This is a genomic window from Sphingobium sp. DN12, from assembly GCF_051058005.1.
GTDB classification, from domain to species: domain Bacteria; phylum Pseudomonadota; class Alphaproteobacteria; order Sphingomonadales; family Sphingomonadaceae; genus Sphingobium; species Sphingobium yanoikuyae.
In genome coordinates, this window is sequence record NZ_CP173717.1 from 3,111,880 (window position 1) to 3,132,326 (window position 20,447).

The following is a 20,447-nucleotide window of genomic DNA, read 5'->3' on the forward strand; positions in this document are numbered from 1 at the left end:
AATCGAATCCGCTGGACCAGTATAAGATTTTACGAATTCATATGTGCCGCAGCCTGATCGATCGCGGCCATGAATTGCTGCTGCAACCGGGTCGGGCGCCAGTCGGCCCGCGTCGTGAGGCCGATGGTCCGGCTGATCGCACCGGGTGCCGGGCCGATATCGATCAGCAGCCCCGCCTCCAGCTCCAGCGCCAGCTGATCGTGCGACAGCAAGGTCAGATACTCGCCGCCGACCAGCAATTGCCGGATCGTCATCACCGATCCGCATTCGATCGGCACCGCCGGCAGATCCCCGCCGAGCGCCGCGAACATCGCCTGCCACAATTGGCGCAGCGGCGTGCCCTCCGGCGGCAATATCCAGGGATAGCGGCGCAGCGCATCGGCGTCCCAGCCCGCCGCCAGCGCATGGCCGCGCCGCGCCAGGATGGTCGGTCGATCCTCGAACAGGGGCCGCTGCGCCAGGTCCAGCGCCATGGCGGGATCGCGCAGCGCACCGACCATCATATCGATTTCGCCATCGCGCAGCGGGCCGACCAGTTCGGCATGCGATCCTTCATGCACGCTGATGTCGACCAGCGGGAAATCGGTGCGGAACCGGGCGATCGCATCGGGGATCAGGCGCGCGCGCGACAGCGGCATCGCGCCGACCAGGATGCGCCCGCCCTCCTGCCCGCGCAGGTCGGCCAGATCCTCCAGCCCCTGCCGCAATTCCGCCAGCGCCAGCCGCAGCCGCTGCGCCAGCACCGTCCCCGCCCTGGTCAGCATCACGCCGCGCCCGCGCCGGTCGACCAGCCTTTGTCCCAGCGCCAGCCCCAGATCGCCGACCGCCCGATGCAGCGAGGGTTCGGCCACGCCGGTCGCCACCGCCGCCGCCGCATAGCTCCCGCCGCGCGCCAGGGCGACGAAGGCGCGCACCTGCGCCGCCGTCACGCGGTTGCTGCCAATCAGCCGCAGCGCCGCATCGATCCGGGGTTTCAGCCGCTCCGCCGGCTCCAGCGCGACCATGCCGCCGGGCTGGCGCGCGAACAGCGGCAGGCCCAGTTGCGCCTCCAGCTTGGCGATCCCCTGGGTCACCGCCGGCTGGGTCAGGTTGACTGCGCGCGCCGCCAGGCTGACGCTGCCAAGCTCCACCACGGCCGCCATCGCGGCGAGATGACGGATATTGAACTGGTCGGGGTTCATGTCCAACACTTAGCAAAAATTTATGCACTGGTTCCAGTTCGGATTTGAGCATCGCGCTGCACCTGTCCACATCGCTGTCAACTTATGCGCTAGGAGAAGGCTTGATGTCCGGCATTGTCGTCCAGAATATCGAACGGGCGGACCTCGCCGTCATCGATGGCCTCGCCAAGGCGGGCGTCGCCACCGTCCACGAAGCGCAGGGCCGCAAGGGCCTGCTCGCCCCCTATATGCGCCCCATCTATCCGGGCGCCCGCATCGCCGGCAGCGCGGTGACGATCTCCGCCCCGCCGGGCGACAACTGGATGGTCCATGTCGCGATCGAACAGCTGAAGGAAGGCGACATATTGCTGCTCGCCCCGACCAGCCCCTGCACCGACGGCTATTTCGGCGACCTGCTCGCCACCTCCGCCCAGGCACGCGGCTGCCGCGGCCTCATCATCGACGCGGGCGTCCGCGACGTGCGCGACCTCAAGCAGATGAACTTCCCGGTCTGGTCCAAGGCGATCCATGCCCAGGGCACGATCAAGGGCACGCTGGGATCGGTCAATATCCCGGTCGTGTGCGCCAATGCGCTGGTCAATCCGGGCGACGTGATCATCGCCGACGATGATGGCGTGTGCATCGTGCCGCGCGCTGACGCCGCCGCCGTGCTGGAAAAGGCGCAGGCCCGCGAAGCCGCCGAGGAAGCCAAGCGCGTCCGCCTGGCCGCCGGCGAACTGGGCCTCGACATCTATAATATGCGCCCACGCCTGCAGGAAATGGGCCTGAAATATGTCTGACGTCCAGACCAGCGCCCGCGTCATGTGGATGCGGGGCGGCACGTCCAAGGGCGGCTATTTCCTTTCGGAAGACCTGCCTGCCGACAGCGCCGCGCGCGACGCCTTCCTGCTGCGGGTCATGGGGTCGCCCGATCCGCGCCAGATCGATGGCATGGGCGGCGCCGATCCGCTGACCAGCAAGGTCGCGGTCGTCAGGAAATCCGACCGGGAGGGCGTCGATGTCGACTATCTCTTCCTCCAGGTCTTCGTCGATCAGGCGATCGTCAGCGATGCGCAGAATTGCGGCAATATCCTCGCCGGCATCGGCCCCTTCGCGATCGAGCGTGGCCTTGTCGCCGCGCAGGACGGCGAGACCCGCGTCGCCATCTTCATGGAAAATACCGGCCAGATCGCGATCGCCACGGTGCAGACGCCCGGCGGCAAGGTCCGCTATGATGGCGAGGCCAAGATCGACGGCGTGCCCGGCAGCGCCGCGCCGATCCCGCTGGAATTTCGCGATACCGCCGGCTCCTCCTGCGGCGCGCTGCTGCCGACCGGCAACGCCTTTGACGAGGTGGAGGGCGTGCGCGTCACCCTGATCGACAATGGCATGCCCTGCGTCGTCATGAAGGCGCAGGATGTCGGCATCACCGGCTATGAGGACCGCGACACGCTGGACAAGGACGTGGCGCTCAAGGCCCGGATCGAGGCGATCCGATTGGCTGTCGGCGAACGGATGAACCTGGGCGACGTCAAGGAAAAGTCGGTGCCCAAGATGATGCTGGTCGCCCCGCCCCGCGATGGCGGCGCGGTCACGGTGCGCAGCTTCATCCCGCATCGCGCCCATGCCTCGATCGGCGTGCTCGGCGCGGTCAGCGTCGCCACCGCCTGCCTGATCGAGGGATCGCCCGCAGCCGAAGTCGCCTCGATATCTTCGGGCAACCGCAAGACACTCTCGGTCGAGCATCCCACCGGCGAGACGACCTGCGTGATGGAACTGGACGAGAGTGGCGCGGTGATCAGCGCCGCCATGCTGCGCACCGCGCGCAAGCTGATGGATGGAGAGATTTTCGCATGACCGCCCCCGAACCTGGCCGCATCATCAGCTGGCACGGCAATCCGTCCAAACCGCGCTACACGCCGCCGGCCGGCGCGATCGACGCCCATTGCCATGTGTTCGGCCCGATGGCGCAATTCCCCTTCAGCGCGAAGGCGAAATATCTGCCCGAGGATGCCGGCCCGGACATGCTGTTCGCGCTGCGCGATCATCTGGGCTTCGCCCGCAACGTCATCGTCCAGGCAAGCTGCCACGGCACAGACAATGCCGCGACGCTGGATGCCATCGCCAGGTCGAACGGGCAGGCGCGCGGCGTCGCCGTGGTCGATCCGGCCATTTCGGAGGCCGATCTCGCCGCCCTGCATGAGGGCGGAATGCGCGGCATCCGCTTCAATTTCCTCAAGCGCCTGGTCGATGACGCGCCCAAGGACAAGTTTCTGGAAGTGGCCAAGCGCCTGCCCAAGGGCTGGCATGTCGTCATCTATTTCGAGGCCGACATCCTCGAAGAACTGCGCCCCTTCATGGACGCGATCCCGGTGCCGCTGGTGATCGACCATATGGGCCGCCCGGACGTGACCCAGGGGCCGGACGGCGCCGACATGAAGGCGTTCCGCGCCTTCCTCGACAGCCGTGACGACATCTGGTTCAAGGCGACCTGCCCCGACCGGCTCGATCCGACAGGTGATCCGTGGAACGCCTTTGCCGATGCGGTCGCGCCGCTGGTCGCCGACTATCAGGACCGCGTGCTGTGGGGCACCGACTGGCCGCACCCGAACATGCAGGATGCGATCCCCGACGACGGCCATCTGGTCGACATGATCCCGCGCATCGCCCCGACGGTGGAATTGCAGCGCAAGCTGCTGATCGACAACCCCATGCGGCTCTACTGGCCCGAGGAATTATAAGGCCACTGCCGGTTTCCAACCAGCGCACGGCCGCTCCGTCTGGGGCGGCCGGTTGCATTTGCGCGTCATGCCTTTCGCAAATGCAAGTCAACAGAATTGCGAACGAATATCAATATCGCTATGGGCGCCCCATAAACGAGTCACGGGGGATCCCATATGAAGAAGTTCATCGCATTGAGCGGCGCGGCCCTGATAGCGCTGTGCCATGGCACCGCCTGGTCGGCAGAGGCGGCCGCTGCGGACGCCCCCCGCACTGACGAAGACAGCATCGTCGTCACCGCCGCGACCACCGGGTCGAAGACCGACACGGCGCTGGTCGAACTGCCCCAGCCGATCAAGGTCATCACGTCCGAACAATATCTGTCGCAGGGTGCGATCAGCATCAGCGACACGGTGAAATATGCCGCCGGCGTGCTGGCCAACCCCTATGGCCGCGATACCCGTGTCGACGGCTTCAACGTGCGTGGCCTGGACGCGCTGCAGTTCCGCGACGGCATGCGCGACATCTTCAGCTATTATGCGTCGATCACGTCGGACCCCTATAATTTCTCGCGCGTGGAAATCCTGCGCGGCCCGGCATCGGTGCTGTTCGGCCAGGGGTCGATCGGCGGCCTGGTCAACCTGGTCAGCAAGACGCCCGATTTCACCACGCGCGGCGAACTCAACCTCGTCTATGGCAGCTATGACCGCAAGGAAGCGATGGGCGACGTCAATGTCGCGCTCGCCGACAATCTGGCGGTGCGCTTCGTCGGCCGCGTCCGCGACGCCGACACCTATGTCGACCATGTCCCCGACGACCGCGTGATGTTCGCGCCCTCGATCCGCTGGCAGCCGACCCCGGATACCGACATCGTGCTGACCGGCCTCTATCAGGAAGATGATACCGGTTCGACGTCGCAGTTCCTGCCGATCGTCGGCACCTTCATGCCCAACAATGTCGCGGGCGAGCAGCTGGATCGCTACACCTTCGTCGGCAAGGCCGGCTGGGATCGCTATGATGGCCGGTCGCTGCAGGGTGGCGGCTCGATCACCCACCGCTTCTCCGACAATGTGAAGCTCAGCCTCAAGGCGCGCTATATTGACAGCGACCTGGAATATAACACCCATTATGCCGACAGCTATACCAACCCGCAGGATCCCTTCTCGGTCTATGGCACCGACGGGCGCACCATCGCGCTGACGGCCGATGCCAGCGACGCGCGGATGAACGTCTTTTCGACCGACAACAACGTCCAGTTCAATTTCAACACCGGCGCCAATATCGAGCACAAACTGCTGGTCGGCATCGACTATAGCTGGAACAAGGTGTCCAAGCGTTATGCCGGCGGCTATGAACTGGTCGACCTTTACGACATCGATTATGATGCGCTGGCGACCTATGATCCGACCGGTCCGTTCACCAGCGACAGCCAGAAGCAGCTGGGCGTCTATGTCCAGGACCAGATCCGCTTCTACGACCGGGTATCGGTCGTGCTGGGCGCCCGCCGCGATCGCGTGACCGGTTCTTCGGGCCAGAAGGACAATGCCACCACCTTCCGCGCCGGCATCATCGGCGAAATCGGCGCCGGCATCTCGCCCTTCTTCAGCTACACCGAAAGCTTCCTGCCGGTCGCCGGCCGGATCGACAATGGCGATGGCAGCTATGGCGATGCCTACAAGCCGCAGACCGGCACCCAATATGAAGCCGGCGTGAAGTGGCAGCCCGCCCCCAGCACCCTGGTCACCGCCACCGTGTTCAAGATCAAGGAGCGCAACCGCGTCCTCTACCTCGCGGCGGGCGGCACCGAACAGTCGGGCGTGCTCAATACCAAGGGCTTCGAGATCGAGGCGAGCCACACCCTGCCCGGCAATTTCGAACTGCTGGCCAATTATGGCTATTCGAAGCTGAAGTCGGAAACCAACACCAGCCTCGACTATATGCCGCGCCACACCGCATCGCTCTGGTCCACCAAGACCTTCGGCCTGGCAGACGAGGCGCAGCTGCGCCTGGGCGGCGGCGTCGTCTATAGCGGCAAGAGCGTGTCGACCAGCGCGATCTGGTCGATCGTCACGCCGTCGCGCACCACCGTCGACGCGCTGGCGGAAATCACCTGGCAGGACTGGCGCTTCGCGCTCAATGCGACCAACCTGCTCAACAAGAAATTCTACGCGTCCTGCCTGGCGCGTGGCGACTGCTTCATGGGCGCGCCGCGCAACGTCATGGGCACGGTCGGCTTCCGTTTCTGAGGAGAGAGACTATGCTGAAATGGACTAGTGCGCTGCTGGCGATCGCCTGCCTGCCCGCAATGGCGCAGGCGCATGAAGTGTGGGTCGAGCGTGACGGCGCCGGCCCGGCGCGCATCTATCTGGGCGAACCGGGCGACCCGCTGCCCGAGGGTGGCGATCCCGAGTTCGAGAAGCTGAAGGCGCCCAAGCTGGTGCCCGCATCCTCCGCCGCGCAGGTGCGCAAGGCCGGCTATATCGAGGTCGCCGTGCCCGCCGGCGACGTGCGCGTGATCGACGACAGCGTGTTCGATCCCTGGGGCGAGGAAGGCAAGAAGGAAGGCGTGATCTATTATGCGCGCGCCGGCCGCAGCGAGGCCAAGGCCGGTATGCCGCTGGAAATCGTGCCGACCGCTGCGGGCGCCAGCAGCTTCACGCTGGTCCGCGACGGCAAGCCGCTCGCCGGGGTCAAGGTAACCGCGATCTCGCCCGACAAATGGTCGAAGGGCTTCGTCACCGACGCCCAGGGCCGCGTGACCCTGCCGATCAGGGAAAAGGGCCGCTACATCCTGACCGCGACGCAGGAGGAAAAGGGCGACCTCAGCCTGCGCGGCGCCAAGGTGGCGACACTCTACAACATCGCCACGCTGACCTTCGTCAATAACTGAGACCGAAGCGGCGCGGGCCATCGACCCGCGCCGCCGCCTCATGCGGCGAGCGCCGCCAGTTCCGCGTCCAGCGCGTCGAGCGCCGCATCGGTGAACTGCGACGGGGCAAAGGGCTGGATCGCGCGGAGCGTCATGCCCCTCGCCATCGCAATGCGCTGGTCATCCGCCACGCCGGGAAAATAGCGATCGAGCAGGCTGCGCGCCTGCGGATCGGCCAGCAGCACGCCGATCTTCGTGCGAGCGGTCGACAGCATTTCATCCTGTGGTTCCACCTGCACTTGCGGCGCCTGCCCCGCAACGGGGAAGCTGCCCGCCTCACCCCGATCGGCCAATGCGGCGGCCGATGGCGTCAGGGTCAGGTGCAGGTCGGCCAGCCCGCGAATGATGAAGCTCGGCTCGAAATGCAGGTCGCGGGCACCGGGCGCGCCATGGCGGGCCGGGTCGAGTTCGATCGCGCTGCTCTGCTCCAGAAACTTCTCCAGAATGATCCGCACCTCGACACGGGCGAGCGGCGCACCGGCGCAGACATGCTTGCCCCGGCCGAAGGCGACATGCTCGCGGATGCGGGGGCGATCCAGTTGCAACTCTGCCGGCGCGTCCCAGCGCGCAGGATCGCGATTGGCCGCCGCCAGCGCCAGCAATATACAGGTGCCCGCCGGCACCAGCCGATCGCCGATCCGGGTATCGCGCCGCGCGACCCGCGCTGTCTGCTTGCTCGATCCCTCGATCCGCAGCACTTCCTCGATCAAGGCCGGGATCAGCGCCGGATCGGCGCGCAGCTGGTCCTGAAGGCCCGGCTGATCGACAATATGGCGCATGGCGTTGCCCAGCAGCTTGGCGCTGGTGTCCTGCCCGGCGCCGAACAGGAAGGTGGCGAGGTTGACGATCTCCGCCACGCTGGGCGTGGTCCCGTCGGCATATTTGGCCAGCGCCAGTTCGGTCAATATATCCTCGCGCGGATGACGCCGCCGATCCTCGACATAGGCGGCAAAATAGGAACCCATGACGATCAGCGGATGCCCCTCCCCCGCATAGTCATTGTCCGCCGCGTCCAGGCTGCCGGGCGGTGGCGCCGCATCGATCACGTCCATGAAGCGCTGGCGATCCTCCGCCGGCACGCCCAGCAGGTCGGCGATCACCAGCGTGACGAAGGGGGTGGCGATGTCCCGGATCAGTTCGGTCCGCCCCCGCGCCACCGCCCGGCGCACCAGATGGTCCGAATAGTCCGATATGAAACGCTCATTCGCCTTCAGGCGGGACGGGGTAAACAGCCGGTTGACCAGCCCGCGCAGCATGGTGTGGGGCATGTCGTCCAGCCCGACCAGCATCGTGCCACCAGGAAAATCGGGACGATGCGCCTCAAGCTGCGCGCTGATGTCGCTGCCCTGCGGCACGAAGGGCAAGGGCGCCGCCGCCCCCTGCAGCGCGTTGACGGCGGAAAAATCCTGGGCATTGGCGAGGACTTCGAGCGTTTCCTCAAAGCCCGTGACAATCAGATAGTCGCGCCCCGGCGGCTGATAGACCGGGCCATGTGCCCGGACGGCCTCGAAAAAGGCGTAGGGATCCTGCAATATGCCGCGATCGGTGAAATAGTCGCGCGCCTCCAGTGCCACCATCATCTCTCTCCCATGCTGCCGTCACGCGCGCAGGAGCGATCGCGCAACCACATATGATACACAGTAGATCATATGTGGTTGCGGTCAAGTCGGCGATGTCAGGCCGTCGCGCCCTGGAGGAAGCGGATCATGGACGAGAAATCCTTGCCCCCGGCGCCCGTGTTGACGAGCGCCTGGTAGAGTGATTCAGCCGCCGCGCCCATCGGCACGCTGGCGTCGACCCCATGGGCGGCCTCCACCGCGAGCTTCAGATCCTTGAGCATCAGCGCATTGGCGAAGCCCCCTTCATAGTCGCGGTCGGCTGGCGTTTCGGGGCCGACGCCGGGCACCGGGCAATAGCTGGTCATCGACCAGCTCTGCCCCGACGCCTTGGACGAGATGTCGAAGAAGGTCTGGAGATCGAGACCCAGTTTTTCGGCGAGGGCGAAGGCCTCGCAGGTGGCGACCATGGTGGCGCCCAGCAGCATGTTGTTGACGATCTTAGCCGCCTGCCCCGCACCCGCCGCGCCGGCATGGATCACCGCCTTGCCCATCGCCTGCAAGATCGGTTCGGCGCGGGCGAAGGCGGCATCCTCGCCACCGACCATGAAAGTCAGCGTACCGCCATTGGCCGCCGCGATGCCACCCGAGACCGGCGCATCGACCATGGCGAGGCCATGCTGGTCCGCCTGTTCGATGACGGCGCGGGCGGAGGCGACGTCGATGGTCGAACAGTCGATCAGCAGCGTGTCCGGCCCGACCGCACCCAGCAATTGCTCGCCATAGACGGCGCGGACATGCTTGCCGGCGGGCAGCATGGTGACGACGATGTTGACATCTTTAACCGCTTCCGCGGCAGACGCGGCGCGGGTGCAACCGGCCGCCTCGGCGCGGGCCAGCGCGGCTTCGGACAGGTCGAAGGCGGTGACAACATGGCCCGCCTTCACCAGATTGGCGGCCATACCGCCGCCCATATTGCCAAGGCCGATGAAGCCGATGCTGCTCATGTCCGTCCTCTCCTTTTATATGTCAGAACCTGTCTGGAAAATGCGCGGAAGAGCGCATTTTCGATGCGGCACCGGCCCGCACCCCCACCCGACCACCCATCAGGGTACCATGTCTGGGCGGTCGGGTGGGGGTGCGGGCCGGTGCGGATGCGCCAACGGCGCATTTCCAAATACACTCTCAGGCGTCGACCGCTGCCTGGGGCAGCGGGGTCCAGCGCTCGCCGTCCGGCAGCGGCGCGAAGATCGCGTCGACCAGCTGGTCGGTCACCGCCTCCACCGTCGGCGGATTCCAGCGCGGCTGATTATCCTTGTCGACGATCAGCGCGCGCACCCCTTCGACAATGTCGGGCCGGGCGATGATGCGGCAGGCGAGATCATATTCCATCGCCATATTGTCGACGAAGCGGGTCAGGCGGCTGGCCTGCGCCAGTTGCCGCAGCGCGACCTTCATCGTCTGGGGCGACTTGGTGTCGAGCGCCGCGAGCTGCGCCTGCGCCCAGTCCGATCCATCGGCGCGCAGCGCGGCATAGATATCCTCCAGCCGGTCGCTGGCGAACAGCCGGTCAATGTCCGGCAGGCGGGCGGCGAAATGGCTGTCGGGCGGCGTAGCGGCAAAGCGCGCCAGCACGGCGCCGATATCGGAGGGGTCGGCGATGATCGCGGCCTTCGCCTCTTCCAGCCGGTCGCTCGGCAGATAGTCGGTGGCAAGGCCGAGCGCGATCGCGTCCGCCCCGTCGATCCGCGCGCCGGTGACGGCGAGATAGCGGCCCGACCGGCCCGGCAAGCGCGAGAGATACCAGCCGCCGCCGACATCGGGGAACAGGCCGATGCCGGTTTCCGGCATGGCATAGACGGTGCGTTCGGTCGCGACGCGATAGCGCGCCGGCTGGGCGATGCCGACGCCGCCACCCATGGTGATGCCGTCCATGAAGGCGATCACCGGCTTCCCATAGGTGAAGAGCAGATGGTTCAGGCGATATTCGGTCGCGAAGAAATCGCGCGCGGCGAGATTGTCGCCCGCCGCGCTCTCCGCGATCAGGCGGATGTCGCCGCCGGCGCAGAAGCCGCGCCCTTCGGCATGATCGATCATCACCGCACGGATCGCCGGATCATCCTGCCAGGCCAGCAGCGCGTCGGTCATGGTCGCGCACATGGCGCGGGTCAGCGCATGGATCGCCTTGGGCCGGTTCAACCGCAGACGGCCGACGCCGCCCTCCACCGCAATCAGCACATCCTCGGTCATGGTCACCCCCTTCAGGCCTTCAGCAATTCGCGGGCGGTGATCATGCGCATGATCTCGTTCGTGCCCTCCAGGATGCGGTGGACCCGCAGGTCGCGCCAGATGCGCTCGACCGGATAGTCCATCAGATAGCCATAGCCGCCATGCAGTTGCAGCGCGCGGTCGGCCACGGCCGATCCGGTGTCAGTTGCAAAGCGCTTGGCCATGGCGGCGAATTTGGTCTTGTCGGGTGCGCCTTCGCTCACCTTGGCGGCGGCGAGATAGAGCAGCGCGCGCGCGGCCTGAAGCTCGGTCTCCATATCGGCCAGGGTGAACTGGGTATTCTGGAAATCGGCGATCGCGCGGTCGAACTGGCGCCGTTCGCGGGTGTAGCCGACCGCCTCGTCCAGCGCGCGCTGGGCACCGCCGAGCGAGCAGGCACCGATATTGAGACGGCCGCCGTCGAGCCCGGCCATGGCGATGGCAAAGCCCTGCCCCTCTGCCCCGACCCGGTTGGCGACCGGCACGCGGACGCCGTCGAAATTGACCTGGGCGGTGGGCTGCGAATGCCAGCCGAGCTTGCGCTCCTGCGCGCCGAAGCTGACGCCTTCCATGTCCTTCTCGATCACCAGGCAGCTGATGCCCTTGGGGCCATCCTCGCCGGTGCGAACCATGACGACATAGATGTCATTTTCGCCGCCGCCCGAAATGAACGCCTTGGAACCGGTGACGACATAATGGTCGCCGTCCCGCACCGCGCGGGTGCGCAGCGACGCCGCATCGGAACCGGCGGAGGGTTCGGTCAGGCAGTAGGAGGCGATCGTCTCGCAGGTGACGAGCGCGGGGAGATAGCGCTGCTTCACCGTATCGTCGCCGAAGCGGTCGATCATCCAGGCCGCCATATTGTGGATCGAGATAAAGGCCGAGGTGGAGGGGCAGCCATAGGCCATCGCTTCCATGATGAGCGCGGATTCAAGCCGACCAAGACCGATGCCGCCGCTCTCTTCCGACACATAGATAGCGCCAAAGCCCAGTTCGGCGGCCTGGCGGATGGTGTCGCGGGGGAAATGATGATCCTCGTCCCACCTGGCCGCATGGGGCGTGATCGCATCGGCGGTGAAGCGCTGCGCCAGTTCCTGCACGGCGCGCTGCTCGTCGGTGAGGTCGAACTGGGTCATGGGGTTTGTCTTTTCCTTATTGGCGTCATGCCGGACTTGCTCCGGCACCCATTAGCGCGAAGGGGATATGCAGCGTCAACCTGCCGCGTCCTGTCCGGGGAGGCATCATCGCCTCCCCGCTCCTCTCACCCCATGGTCGGGATGACGAAGGCGCTGTCGCCGGTGGCGCCGCCGTCCGGCCAGCGCTGGGTGACGGTCTTCACCTTGGTGAAGAACTTCACCCCTTCCATGCCGTGCTGGTTGGTGTCGCCAAAGGCGCTGCGCTTCCAGCCGCCGAAGCTGTGATAGGCGACCGGCACCGGGATCGGCACGTTGATGCCGACCATGCCGACATTGACCCGCGCGGCAAATTCGCGCGCGGCATGGCCGTTGCGGGTGAAGATGGCGACGCCATTGCCATATTGATGGTCGCTCGGCAGGCGCAGCGCATCCTCGAAGCTTTCGGCGCGCACCATCTGGAGCACGGGGCCGAAAATCTCCTCCTGATAGCTGCGCATCTGCGGCGTCACCCGGTCGAACAAAGTCGGGCCGACGAAGAAGCCCTGTTCATGGCCCTGCAGCGTGAAGCCGCGCCCGTCGACCACCAGTTCGGCGCCTTCATCGACGCCCATCTGGATATAACTCTCGATCTTCGCCTTGTGCGCGGCGGTGACGACCGGGCCATAATGGGCGTCAGCATCGGTCGAGACGCCGACCCGCAGCGCGTCGATCGCCGGGATCAGCTTCTCGCGCAACGCGATCGCCGTCGCCTCGCCCACCGGCACCACTACCGGCAGCGCCATGCAGCGCTCGCCGGCCGAGCCGAAGGCTGCGCCGGCAAGGTCATTCACCACCTGGTCGAGATCGGCGTCGGGCATGACGATGCCATGATTCTTGGCGCCGCCCATCGCCTGGACGCGCTTGCCCGCCTCGACGCCGCGGCGATAGACATAATGGGCAATGTCGGACGAGCCGACGAAGCTGACCGCCCGGATTTCCGGATGATCGAGGATCGCATCGACCATTTCCTTGTCGCCATGGACGACCTGTAGCACGCCGTCGGGCAGGCCGGCCTCCCGCATCAGTTCGGCGAGGCGCACGGGGACGCTGGGGTCGCGCTCGCTGGGCTTGAGGATGAAGGCATTGCCGCAGGCGATGGCGACGCCGAACATCCACATCGGGATCATCGCCGGGAAGTTGAACGGGGTGATGCCGGCTACCACGCCCAGCGGTTGGCGCATCGAATAGACGTCGATGCCGGGGCCGGCGCCCTGGGTATATTCGCCCTTGAGCACATGAGGGATGCCACAGGCGAATTCGATCACCTCAAGGCCGCGCTGGATATCGCCCTTTGAATCGGCGATCACCTTGCCATGTTCGGAACTGAGCAGATGGGCGAGTTCGTCCATATTCTGTTCGACCAGCGTCTTGAACGCGAACATGACGCGGGCGCGGCGCTGCGGATTGGTCGCGGCCCAGGCCGGCTGGGCGGCAAGCGCGGCGGCCATGGCAGCGTCAAGATCGGCCTGGGTGCCGAGGCGCAGCTGCGCCTGCACGGTGCCATTATTGGGGTCGAAGACGTCGCTGGTGCGGCCGCCATCACCTGCCGAATGACCGCTGATGACATGATCGATGATACGCATGGCTCATCCTCTCCAATATGCTTTGGAGCACGCTGCGATCACCCTGACGCAAGTCGCGTGCTCCAAATTCTTTTGTCGCATCGTTTGAAGCGGAAAACCGGTTCCCACTTTTCCGCACGATGCTTTCACCCCGCCTTGCAGGATATCAGAAATGCAGGCAAGCTGACGGATATGCATATCCACCCTGCAAAAATGCCGCATCGATGAACTGGGACGACCTGCGCCTGTTCCTGGCGGTGGCACGTACCGAGCGGCTGAGTGCGGCGGCGGCGATGACCAGGATGGACGCCACCACCATCTCGCGGCGGATCAAGCGGCTGGAGCAGGCGCTGGAGCAACGCCTGTTCGAGCATACGCCGGCCGGCCATGTGCTGACCGACCATGGCACCCGCTTGCTGGAACAGGCCGAACGGATGGAGGCGGCGGCGCTGGGCGTGCAGCGGAGCGGCAGCGCGGCGGGCGCGCAGATGGCCGGGACGATCCGGCTGAGCGCGTCGGAAGGCTTTGGCAGCCGGGTGATCGCGCCGCATCTGCGCAGCTTCACCGCCGATCATCCCCGAATCGAGATCGACCTGGTGGCGTCGAGCGGCTTCCTCAACCCCTCCCGGCGCGAGGCGGACATCGCGGTGATGCTGGCCCGGCCCAAGACCGGCCCGCTGATCACCCGCAAGCTGACCGACTATCATCTGGGGCTTTATGCCACACCCGCTTATCTGGAGGGTGCACCGCCGTTGAAGGCCAAGGGCGACCTGCTGCGCCATGTGCTGGTCGGCTATGTCCCCGATCAGATCTATGCGCCCGAACTGCGCTATCTGGCGGAAGTCGACGCCCGGCTGGAACCGGCGATCCGGTCGAGCAGCATCAATGCCCAGGCGGAGATCATCGCCAGCGGTGCGGGCTGCGGCATATTGCCCTGCTTCATCGGCGACGCCATGCCGGGGCTGGTCCGCGTGCTGCCCGAGGCGGTCGATATCCAGCGCAGCTTCTGGCTGGTGGTGCCCCGCGACCTGCGCGGCATTGCCCGGATCGACCAGTTTGTCGGCTGGCTGGTCGCGACCAGCGAGCGGTTGCGACCGATGATGCTGGGCGTGGGTTAGGACTGCGGGGCCGCCGCGCGGCCGATCCGGGACCGCTCGAACCACCAGAGCAGGGCGCTGGCGATCAGCCATCCGAGAAGCCAGGGCCAGGACGGACCGGGAACGGATCGTCCGCCAATCATGACGTCGCTCTTTTTATCGGCGCCCTGCAGCAGGGCCATGGCCTGATGCATCTGCGCGATGCGCAAGGCCGGCAGGGCATTGGCGGGATAGATGTAGAAGGCGGCGAATGCGCCATCCGCCCGGCGCAACTGATGCCATCCCGCCCGATCGGGCCACCAGGCGGCGCAATCGCCGGTCGCGGGATCGATCGCCAAGGGCGCGCCATCGATATGGGCGCCCGGCTTCAGGCCGCACAAGCTGATCCGCTCGCCAACCCAGGCCGGGCCGGTGAAGGCGGGAACAGACCCCGGTGCCGGGCGCACGACGGCGGCCATCATCCGCCCCCACCACTCGCCGTAAAGATCGCCCCGGCCGCTCAGCACCAGGCCGAAACTGTCGAGGCCGGTCCAGACCGCGACCCGGCCCGCGCCAAGCGCGCGCCAGGCGGCGAGCGGCGTGCCGCCGGCGTCCTGCACCAGTGGCACCGCGTCGCGGCCGGCCGGGACGCCGTCCATGCGGGTCGCTTCGGGCAGGAGGTCGTCGCCGATATTGAGGTCCGCAGGGATGTCGGCGCTGCCGATGCCTGCACGGGTGCGGGCGCGATCGGCGGCCAGCGGCGCCGGCAGGGCGATCGGCGCGACGCCATTGCCGCCGGACAGATCGAAACCCAGCGCGCGCCACTGGCCGCGCAGCGCGCCGTCAGCCGGGCCGCTGCCGCGCAGGATCAGGCCCATGCCGCCGCGCACCGCCTCCAGCACCGCGCCGCGTCCGCCACCCAGGCCGGACCAGGCGCGATCGTCGGCGACCAGCAGGTCATAGCGGCGCAGGCTGGCGGCGTTGATCGCGACCGGTGCGTCGCCCAGCGCAATGCCGCCGCCCGCGCTCATATTGACGGTGACGGCATAGCCGGCATCGGTCGCCCAGCGGCGCAGATATTTGACCTCCGGCCCCGGCGCACCGGCGAGGATCAGCAGGCGCGGCGCGGCATCGCCCTCGATCCGCAGGGGCACCACCGTCTGTTCGACCAGCCCGCCATCGGCACGGCGCAGACGCAGGGTGAATTCGGCGGTGCCGGCGGCGCGCGCGGTGCCGGTCAGGCTGAAGCGGCCCGCACCATCCACAGGGGCGGCATCGGTGACGCGACCGGCGGGATCGAGCAGTTCGACCTGCGCCTTGGAGAGGCCCGCCACCTGTCCACCCACGACGAAGGTTGCGCCCGGCGCAACCCTGTCGGGCCGGGCTAGCGCGATCAGGCCAGGACGGGCCGGTGGCGGCGTGTAATCGATCGCCAGTCCCCGTGCGACATCGCGGTCGCGGGCGACGAGCCCCTGCCCCAGGATGATCAGGCGGCGCGTGTCGGGATAGCGGCGCAGCGCGGTCGCCAGATCCGGCGCCGCTTCGGCATCGGTCACAGCCGACGCTTCGGGGAGCGCGACCAGATGCCCGCCCTTGCCCGCCGATGCGAAGCGCGAACTGCCCTGGGTCGCGACGGTGAGCGTGCCGCCTGCCACCGGCAGCGCGGGTGGGAACAGGCCGAAATAGAGGAGCAGCGCGACGACCGGCTGGAGCAGCAGCAGCGTCGCGAGACGCCAGGGCCGTGCGCCCAAATCGGCGGCCGAACGCTGCCACAGCAGCAGCCTGGCCCAGCCGACCAGCATGGCCGCGCCGAGGAGCAGCGCGGTGATGAGTTGCGCATTCATGGCCGTCCCCCGATCGCGCCGAGATAGCGGATGCCAGCGGCATCGGCCGGGCGCCGTCGCGCCACGCCGCCCTGTGGCCGCTCCATCGCCATCCACAATTGCGCACGCAGCTTGTCGCGACAGGCGGCGCAGGCCGGATCGCGTCGCGCCGCGTCGATCGCACCGCGCAACGCCAGCGGATCGGGCAGGCGCGCTGCATTGGTGCGGGCCCAGCCCTCCAGCGCGTCGAGCGGCACCGATCCCTGCGCCAGCCCGCGCCAAGCAGCGGCGGCCGGACCGTCATCGCCCTCGACCGCGACCAGCGGCTCGAAATGGCCGGCAATCCCCTCGCGCTTGCCGGTCATGCGCCGGGCGGGATCGATCGGCGGCAGTTCCGGGCCGACGCGCGACAGGAAGATGCGGGTCGCCTGCTGCACTTCCTTGATAAAGCGCAGCGCCTTGTAGGCGAAGGGCAAGGCCAGGTCCGGCCGGCCCTGCTTCAACTGCATTTCCGACTGCCACATTTCATCGACCGCCTGTTTCAGGATCGCGCGGGTTTCCGGGTCCAGGCTGGAGGCGGGGGATTCATCGTGCGGATGGCCAAATTCCGCCAGCACATCCTCCTTCTCGCCAAACACATTGGGCGCCGCGACCGGCGGGCCATGATCATGGCCGTCACCCTCGCCATGGCCATCCGCATCGGCGGTCGGCAGGCTGGGTTCGCCTTCGCTCTCGCCGCCCAGGAACTGGCTGTAGCGGCCGCGCAGGATTTTCTGGTCATTACCGATGCCGTTTGATTGCGACAGATATTTGTCGGCCGACAGGCTGCGCTTGCGCTTCAAGAGCGCCTCGGCATCGATGATGATCTGGCGCTGGCTGCGGAAATAGGCCGGCAAAGTGGTGTTGACCATGCCCTGCAGGCCGCCGCTTTCCGGCGCCTTGGCCGCGGGCCAGCGCAGGATCACGCTGGGGCCGCGCACCTCCTGTGGCGACGGCGCGCGATTGTCGCGCACGATGATCTGCACCACCATGTCGCCGCCGGCCGAAAAGCCGAGCGCGCCGAAATCGAGGCGCGGGGCAAAGCGGCGGTCGCGCGCCGGGCCGGTGCCGGACACCGCGATCTCGCGCTCGGTGAAGCGGATATTCTCGCCCTCGCCAATCGCCAGGGTGATGCGCAGCCGGGCGGTGGCGGCGACGCCATAATCGTCGGTCGCGGCGAAGACCGGCGTCCAGCTGCGCTGGCCGGGAGTCACCATGTTGAGGCTGGCGGCGGGCGCAATCAGCTTCACCTGCGGCGGCGCATCGGCGACGCCGTCGATCCGGTGCAGCGGCGGCAAGGGGCCGCGCCCCGATGCAGGGTCTACCCGGTAGAGGAAGGAGGCGTCGAGCGTGCGGCTGGCGATCCAGTGATCGCCGTCACGGCGCAGCGCCACGGCGGCGCCGCCCAGCGGCAGCAACGCCGGCGCGCTTGCCTGCGGATCGAAGCGGAAGGTCCATTCGAGCCGCGATCCGAGCGGTGCGCGGGCGTCGAGCTTCGCCTCGTCGCGCAGCGGCAGGCCGGTATAAGCGGGCGGGATGATGCGCAGATTCTGCGCGACAAGACGCGGGATACCGGGCTTGGCGGCTATGCCTTCGGCGGCGGGAGCCAGCACGACGGGTTTGTCGCTGCCGCGCGGCCAGAACAGCAGGGCCACGATGCCGAGCAGGGCCACGGTCCAGAGTGCCAAGATCGCGCGGCGCGACCAGTCCGGCGCCAGATCCTGCGGCACGCCCTGCCCTAGCCGCTGGTCAAGGCGGGATCGTTGCAGCCGCTGCAGCGGCCCCAAGCCCTGCGGATCGGCGAAGAGCAGAGCGCTGCTATCCTCCAGATCGGCGCGGCTGGCGTCGAGGCGGCGGACCAGCCAGGCCTGATCGAAACGCCGGGCGCGGCGGATGACGAGGGTGCCGAGCAGGCCAGCGCCGAGCAGCAGCAGGATGGCGGCCGGCACCAGTCCGGCGGAACGCCAGACCAGCGCGCCCGCCAGCAGCAGGATCGGCAGGCCGAGCAGCAGCGTGTCGATGCGCACGCGCCGGCGGCTGGGCGTCAGCCAGGTGGAGAGCAAGGCGTCGGCGCTCATGGCGCGATCGCCCGTTTGCGGCTGGTGGCGAACCAGCGTTCGACCAGCAGCAGCGCCGCGATCAGCAGCGCCAGCCAGGGCCGCTGCTCGGCCGGCGGTTGCAGATAGGTGCGTCCGCCAGTCAGCGGCGCATAGGCGGCGGCATCGGCGCGCTGCGGCGCCATGCTCGGCGGCTGGATCAGCGCGCGCAGATGGATGGGGAAATCCGCCTCCAGCAATTGCGGCATCTGCGCCGGCTGCAATGGGCGGGTGAAGCGGAGCAGCCGGCCCTTGCCGATCGGCACCGCCTCCACCAACGGCCGGGCCAGATCATCCTGCCATAGGGGCGCGGACGTCGTGCCTTGGGGCAGCAGCGCATTGGAGGCGACGATCGCCTGCCCGCCCTGCGCGATCCAGCGTTGCAGCGCTTCGGGCAGACTGCCCGCGCTCATCCAGAACAAGATCTTGTCCGACGGCGGCAATGGGGCGTTGAGCGGGCCGCTGTCGACATCGGCCGGCTTGCCCGCCGGCTGCCAGGCAAGTGCAGCGGCATTGAGATACCGCACTCCGGCAGCATGGCCCGCGTCGGCGCGGATCGCGATCGACGGCAGCTTCACTGGCACCGGCTTGCCCGCCGACATCGCGCCGGGGACGATGCGCCAGTCGACCTTGCGCGACAGGCGCGGCCGCTCCGCATCGGCGCCCTGAAGGATCTGCGGCACGATGATGGTGAGCGGCGCGCCCTGCGGCAGCTCGGCGTCGAGTTGGCGCACCAGACTGCCGATCGGGATGGCCTCGGCCGTGATCGGCTTGCCCGGTTCGACGCGGGGATAGCCGGGGGCCAGCCAATGCGCCCTGCCATCGGCCAGTGCCTTGTCGTTCACCACCGCCGGATCGAGGCCGGGCGTCAGCGCCACATAAGCCTGCTTGCTCGCCGCGCCGAACAGCACCGGATGGGCGAGCCACAGCACGACCAGCGCCAGCAGGGCGAGGCGCAGGACGAGCAACAGCCATTCGTCGAACCGCAGGCGGGAACGGGGCTTGGGCTTCTGCCGCAGCCAGCGCAGCGCGGCGAAATCGGTCGGCAACTGCTCGCTGCGCCGGGCGATATGGATCGCGAGCGGGATCAGCAGCGCCAGCAGGCCGGCCAGCGCGGCGGGAAGCAGCAAGGCCGGCGTCATGAATATTCGGCCGCGTCATGGGCGCCGAACAGGCGGCGCAGCGGCAGGTCGATCGGCTCGTCCAGCACATGGGTCGCGCGGCGGATGCCGACCGCATCGAGCCGGGCATGCAGCTCCGCCCGCGCCTCACCAAAGCGGCGCAGAAATTCGGCGCGCAGCGCGGCGCCGTCGCCCAGCAGTTCCTCGCCCGTCTCCGGATCGCGAAAACGATAACCGCCGTCGAACGGGAAATCCCGCTCACCCACGGTCAGCATCTCGATCACCAGAACCTCGCGCCCGGCGGCTGACAATTTCTCGACCAGCTCGATCGCGCCCGGCTCGAAACAGTCGCTGAGCAGGATCACCAGATCATGCGCGCCGATCCGTTCCCAGACCGGCCCCAATTGCGCTTCGGCGGCAAAGCCGCCTTCGGCCCGCAGCGGCAGCATGTCGAGCAGCAGCCGGTCGCGCTGGCGCAGGCCGGTGGCGGGCGGCAACAGCCGCAGCCCGGCGTCGGACAGCGCCATCCAGCCGAAGCGATCGCCCTGCTGCATCGCCAGTTCGGCGATGCTGGCGGCAATCCCCTTGGCCGCGTCGAGCCGGCTATAATCGGACCGGATCGCGTCCGCCTGCCCCATCGACGCGCTGGCATCCATCATGATCCAGACCGCGACCGGGCTTTCCCGTTCAGCTTCCCGGACAAAGAATTTGTCCGACCGGGCATAGAGTTTCCAGTCGATCTGGCGCAGCTCGTCGCCCGGCTCATAGGCGCGATATTGCGCGAATTCGAGGCCCGCGCCCCGGCTGTGGCTGTGATGCAGGCCGAGGCCATGCGATCCCACCGCCCGGCGCGTGAGCAGGCGCAGGCTTTTGAGCCGGCTCCGCACATCTGGGGGAATGAAATCGGCCATGGCTGCGCGT

Annotated in this window: 16 protein-coding genes; 6 read left to right on the forward strand and 10 right to left on the reverse strand. The window is 67.5% G+C overall.

Annotated elements, in window-relative coordinates; translation table 11 throughout:
- Positions 1-29: 29 nt before the first annotated feature.
- A complete protein-coding gene (locus tag ACI6S0_RS14675; protein ID WP_434403514.1) occupies positions 30-1,181 on the reverse strand; it encodes a LysR substrate-binding domain-containing protein in 1,152 nt (383 codons plus the stop codon).
- 104 nt (positions 1,182-1,285) lie between these two features.
- Between ACI6S0_RS14675 and ligK the strand changes: the two genes are divergently transcribed.
- From ligK to ACI6S0_RS14700, 5 genes are all read left to right on the forward strand, one after another.
- A complete protein-coding gene (ligK, locus tag ACI6S0_RS14680) occupies positions 1,286-1,960 on the forward strand; it encodes a 4-carboxy-4-hydroxy-2-oxoadipate aldolase/oxaloacetate decarboxylase (RefSeq protein ID WP_434403515.1) in 675 nt (224 codons plus the stop codon).
- Positions 1,953-3,017, forward strand: coding sequence for a 4-oxalomesaconate tautomerase (locus ACI6S0_RS14685; RefSeq protein WP_434403516.1), 1,065 nt, complete (start codon positions 1,953-1,955; stop codon positions 3,015-3,017). The genes ligK and ACI6S0_RS14685 overlap by 8 nt, the downstream gene beginning before the upstream one ends.
- Entirely contained in the window at positions 3,014-3,901 is an 888-nt protein-coding gene (locus ACI6S0_RS14690; protein WP_434403517.1) for an amidohydrolase family protein, read from the forward strand. Before ACI6S0_RS14685 ends, ACI6S0_RS14690 begins: the two co-directional genes overlap by 4 nt.
- Positions 3,902-4,057: 156 nt before the next feature.
- Positions 4,058-6,127 (forward strand): TonB-dependent siderophore receptor, encoded by a 2,070-nt coding sequence (locus ACI6S0_RS14695; RefSeq protein ID WP_004208437.1) that lies wholly within the window; start codon positions 4,058-4,060, stop codon positions 6,125-6,127.
- 11 nt (positions 6,128-6,138) lie between these two features.
- Positions 6,139-6,771: a DUF4198 domain-containing protein gene (locus tag ACI6S0_RS14700; protein ID WP_434403518.1), complete on the forward strand. Its 633-nt coding sequence runs from the start codon at positions 6,139-6,141 to the stop codon at positions 6,769-6,771.
- Between the two features lie 38 nt (positions 6,772-6,809).
- Here ACI6S0_RS14700 and ACI6S0_RS14705 read toward each other — a convergent pair whose 3' ends face one another.
- From ACI6S0_RS14705 to ACI6S0_RS14725, 5 genes are all read right to left on the reverse strand, one after another.
- Entirely contained in the window at positions 6,810-8,387 is a 1,578-nt protein-coding gene (locus tag ACI6S0_RS14705) for a cytochrome P450 (RefSeq protein WP_434405954.1), read from the reverse strand.
- A gap of 98 nt (positions 8,388-8,485) precedes the next feature.
- Entirely contained in the window at positions 8,486-9,373 is an 888-nt protein-coding gene (gene mmsB / locus ACI6S0_RS14710; protein ID WP_434403519.1) for a 3-hydroxyisobutyrate dehydrogenase, read from the reverse strand.
- Between the two features lie 178 nt (positions 9,374-9,551).
- Entirely contained in the window at positions 9,552-10,616 is a 1,065-nt protein-coding gene (locus tag ACI6S0_RS14715; RefSeq protein ID WP_434403520.1) for an enoyl-CoA hydratase/isomerase family protein, read from the reverse strand.
- Positions 10,617-10,627: 11 nt separating this feature from the next.
- Positions 10,628-11,770, reverse strand: a complete 1,143-nt coding sequence (locus ACI6S0_RS14720; RefSeq protein ID WP_434403522.1) for an acyl-CoA dehydrogenase family protein — start codon at positions 11,768-11,770, stop codon at positions 10,628-10,630.
- Between the two features lie 125 nt (positions 11,771-11,895).
- Positions 11,896-13,392 (reverse strand): CoA-acylating methylmalonate-semialdehyde dehydrogenase, encoded by a 1,497-nt coding sequence (locus ACI6S0_RS14725; RefSeq protein ID WP_434403523.1) that lies wholly within the window; start codon positions 13,390-13,392, stop codon positions 11,896-11,898.
- A gap of 203 nt (positions 13,393-13,595) precedes the next feature.
- Between ACI6S0_RS14725 and ACI6S0_RS14730 the strand changes: the two genes are divergently transcribed.
- The gene (locus tag ACI6S0_RS14730) at positions 13,596-14,489 is read left to right on the forward strand and encodes a LysR family transcriptional regulator (RefSeq protein ID WP_434403524.1); all 894 of its coding nucleotides are present in this window, start codon (positions 13,596-13,598) and stop codon (positions 14,487-14,489) included.
- On the opposite strand, the gene ACI6S0_RS14735 is transcribed toward ACI6S0_RS14730, so the two are convergent.
- From ACI6S0_RS14735 to ACI6S0_RS14750, 4 genes are read right to left on the reverse strand one after another with little or no spacing between them, the layout of a single operon-like run.
- Positions 14,486-16,291, reverse strand: a complete 1,806-nt coding sequence (locus ACI6S0_RS14735) for a carboxypeptidase regulatory-like domain-containing protein (protein WP_434403525.1) — start codon at positions 16,289-16,291, stop codon at positions 14,486-14,488. The genes ACI6S0_RS14730 and ACI6S0_RS14735 overlap by 4 nt on opposite strands.
- Positions 16,288-18,387, reverse strand: coding sequence for a DUF4175 domain-containing protein (locus ACI6S0_RS14740; protein WP_434403526.1), 2,100 nt, complete (start codon positions 18,385-18,387; stop codon positions 16,288-16,290). Before ACI6S0_RS14740 ends, ACI6S0_RS14735 begins: the two co-directional genes overlap by 4 nt.
- Positions 18,384-19,547, reverse strand: coding sequence for a BatA domain-containing protein (locus tag ACI6S0_RS14745; protein ID WP_434403527.1), 1,164 nt, complete (start codon positions 19,545-19,547; stop codon positions 18,384-18,386). Before ACI6S0_RS14745 ends, ACI6S0_RS14740 begins: the two co-directional genes overlap by 4 nt.
- On the reverse strand, positions 19,544-20,437 hold the full coding sequence (locus tag ACI6S0_RS14750; protein ID WP_434403528.1) for a DUF58 domain-containing protein: 894 nt from the start codon (positions 20,435-20,437) through the stop codon (positions 19,544-19,546). The genes ACI6S0_RS14745 and ACI6S0_RS14750 overlap by 4 nt, the downstream gene beginning before the upstream one ends.
- Positions 20,438-20,447 lie beyond the last annotated feature (10 nt).

Coding starts and splice junctions, on each gene's coding strand:
- ACI6S0_RS14675 (WP_434403514.1), bottom strand. CDS start 1,181: ATGAACCCCGACCAGTTCAATATCCGTCATCTCGCCGCGATGGCGGCC.
- ligK (WP_434403515.1), top strand. CDS start 1,286: ATGTCCGGCATTGTCGTCCAGAATATCGAACGGGCGGACCTCGCCGTC.
- ACI6S0_RS14685 (WP_434403516.1), top strand. CDS start 1,953: ATGTCTGACGTCCAGACCAGCGCCCGCGTCATGTGGATGCGGGGCGGC.
- ACI6S0_RS14690 (WP_434403517.1), top strand. CDS start 3,014: ATGACCGCCCCCGAACCTGGCCGCATCATCAGCTGGCACGGCAATCCG.
- ACI6S0_RS14695 (WP_004208437.1), top strand. CDS start 4,058: ATGAAGAAGTTCATCGCATTGAGCGGCGCGGCCCTGATAGCGCTGTGC.
- ACI6S0_RS14700 (WP_434403518.1), top strand. CDS start 6,139: ATGCTGAAATGGACTAGTGCGCTGCTGGCGATCGCCTGCCTGCCCGCA.
- ACI6S0_RS14705 (WP_434405954.1), bottom strand. CDS start 8,387: ATGGTGGCACTGGAGGCGCGCGACTATTTCACCGATCGCGGCATATTG.
- mmsB (WP_434403519.1), bottom strand. CDS start 9,373: ATGAGCAGCATCGGCTTCATCGGCCTTGGCAATATGGGCGGCGGTATG.
- ACI6S0_RS14715 (WP_434403520.1), bottom strand. CDS start 10,616: ATGACCGAGGATGTGCTGATTGCGGTGGAGGGCGGCGTCGGCCGTCTG.
- ACI6S0_RS14720 (WP_434403522.1), bottom strand. CDS start 11,770: ATGACCCAGTTCGACCTCACCGACGAGCAGCGCGCCGTGCAGGAACTG.
- ACI6S0_RS14725 (WP_434403523.1), bottom strand. CDS start 13,392: ATGCGTATCATCGATCATGTCATCAGCGGTCATTCGGCAGGTGATGGC.
- ACI6S0_RS14730 (WP_434403524.1), top strand. CDS start 13,596: ATGAACTGGGACGACCTGCGCCTGTTCCTGGCGGTGGCACGTACCGAG.
- ACI6S0_RS14735 (WP_434403525.1), bottom strand. CDS start 16,291: ATGAATGCGCAACTCATCACCGCGCTGCTCCTCGGCGCGGCCATGCTG.
- ACI6S0_RS14740 (WP_434403526.1), bottom strand. CDS start 18,387: ATGAGCGCCGACGCCTTGCTCTCCACCTGGCTGACGCCCAGCCGCCGG.
- ACI6S0_RS14745 (WP_434403527.1), bottom strand. CDS start 19,547: ATGACGCCGGCCTTGCTGCTTCCCGCCGCGCTGGCCGGCCTGCTGGCG.
- ACI6S0_RS14750 (WP_434403528.1), bottom strand. CDS start 20,437: ATGGCCGATTTCATTCCCCCAGATGTGCGGAGCCGGCTCAAAAGCCTG.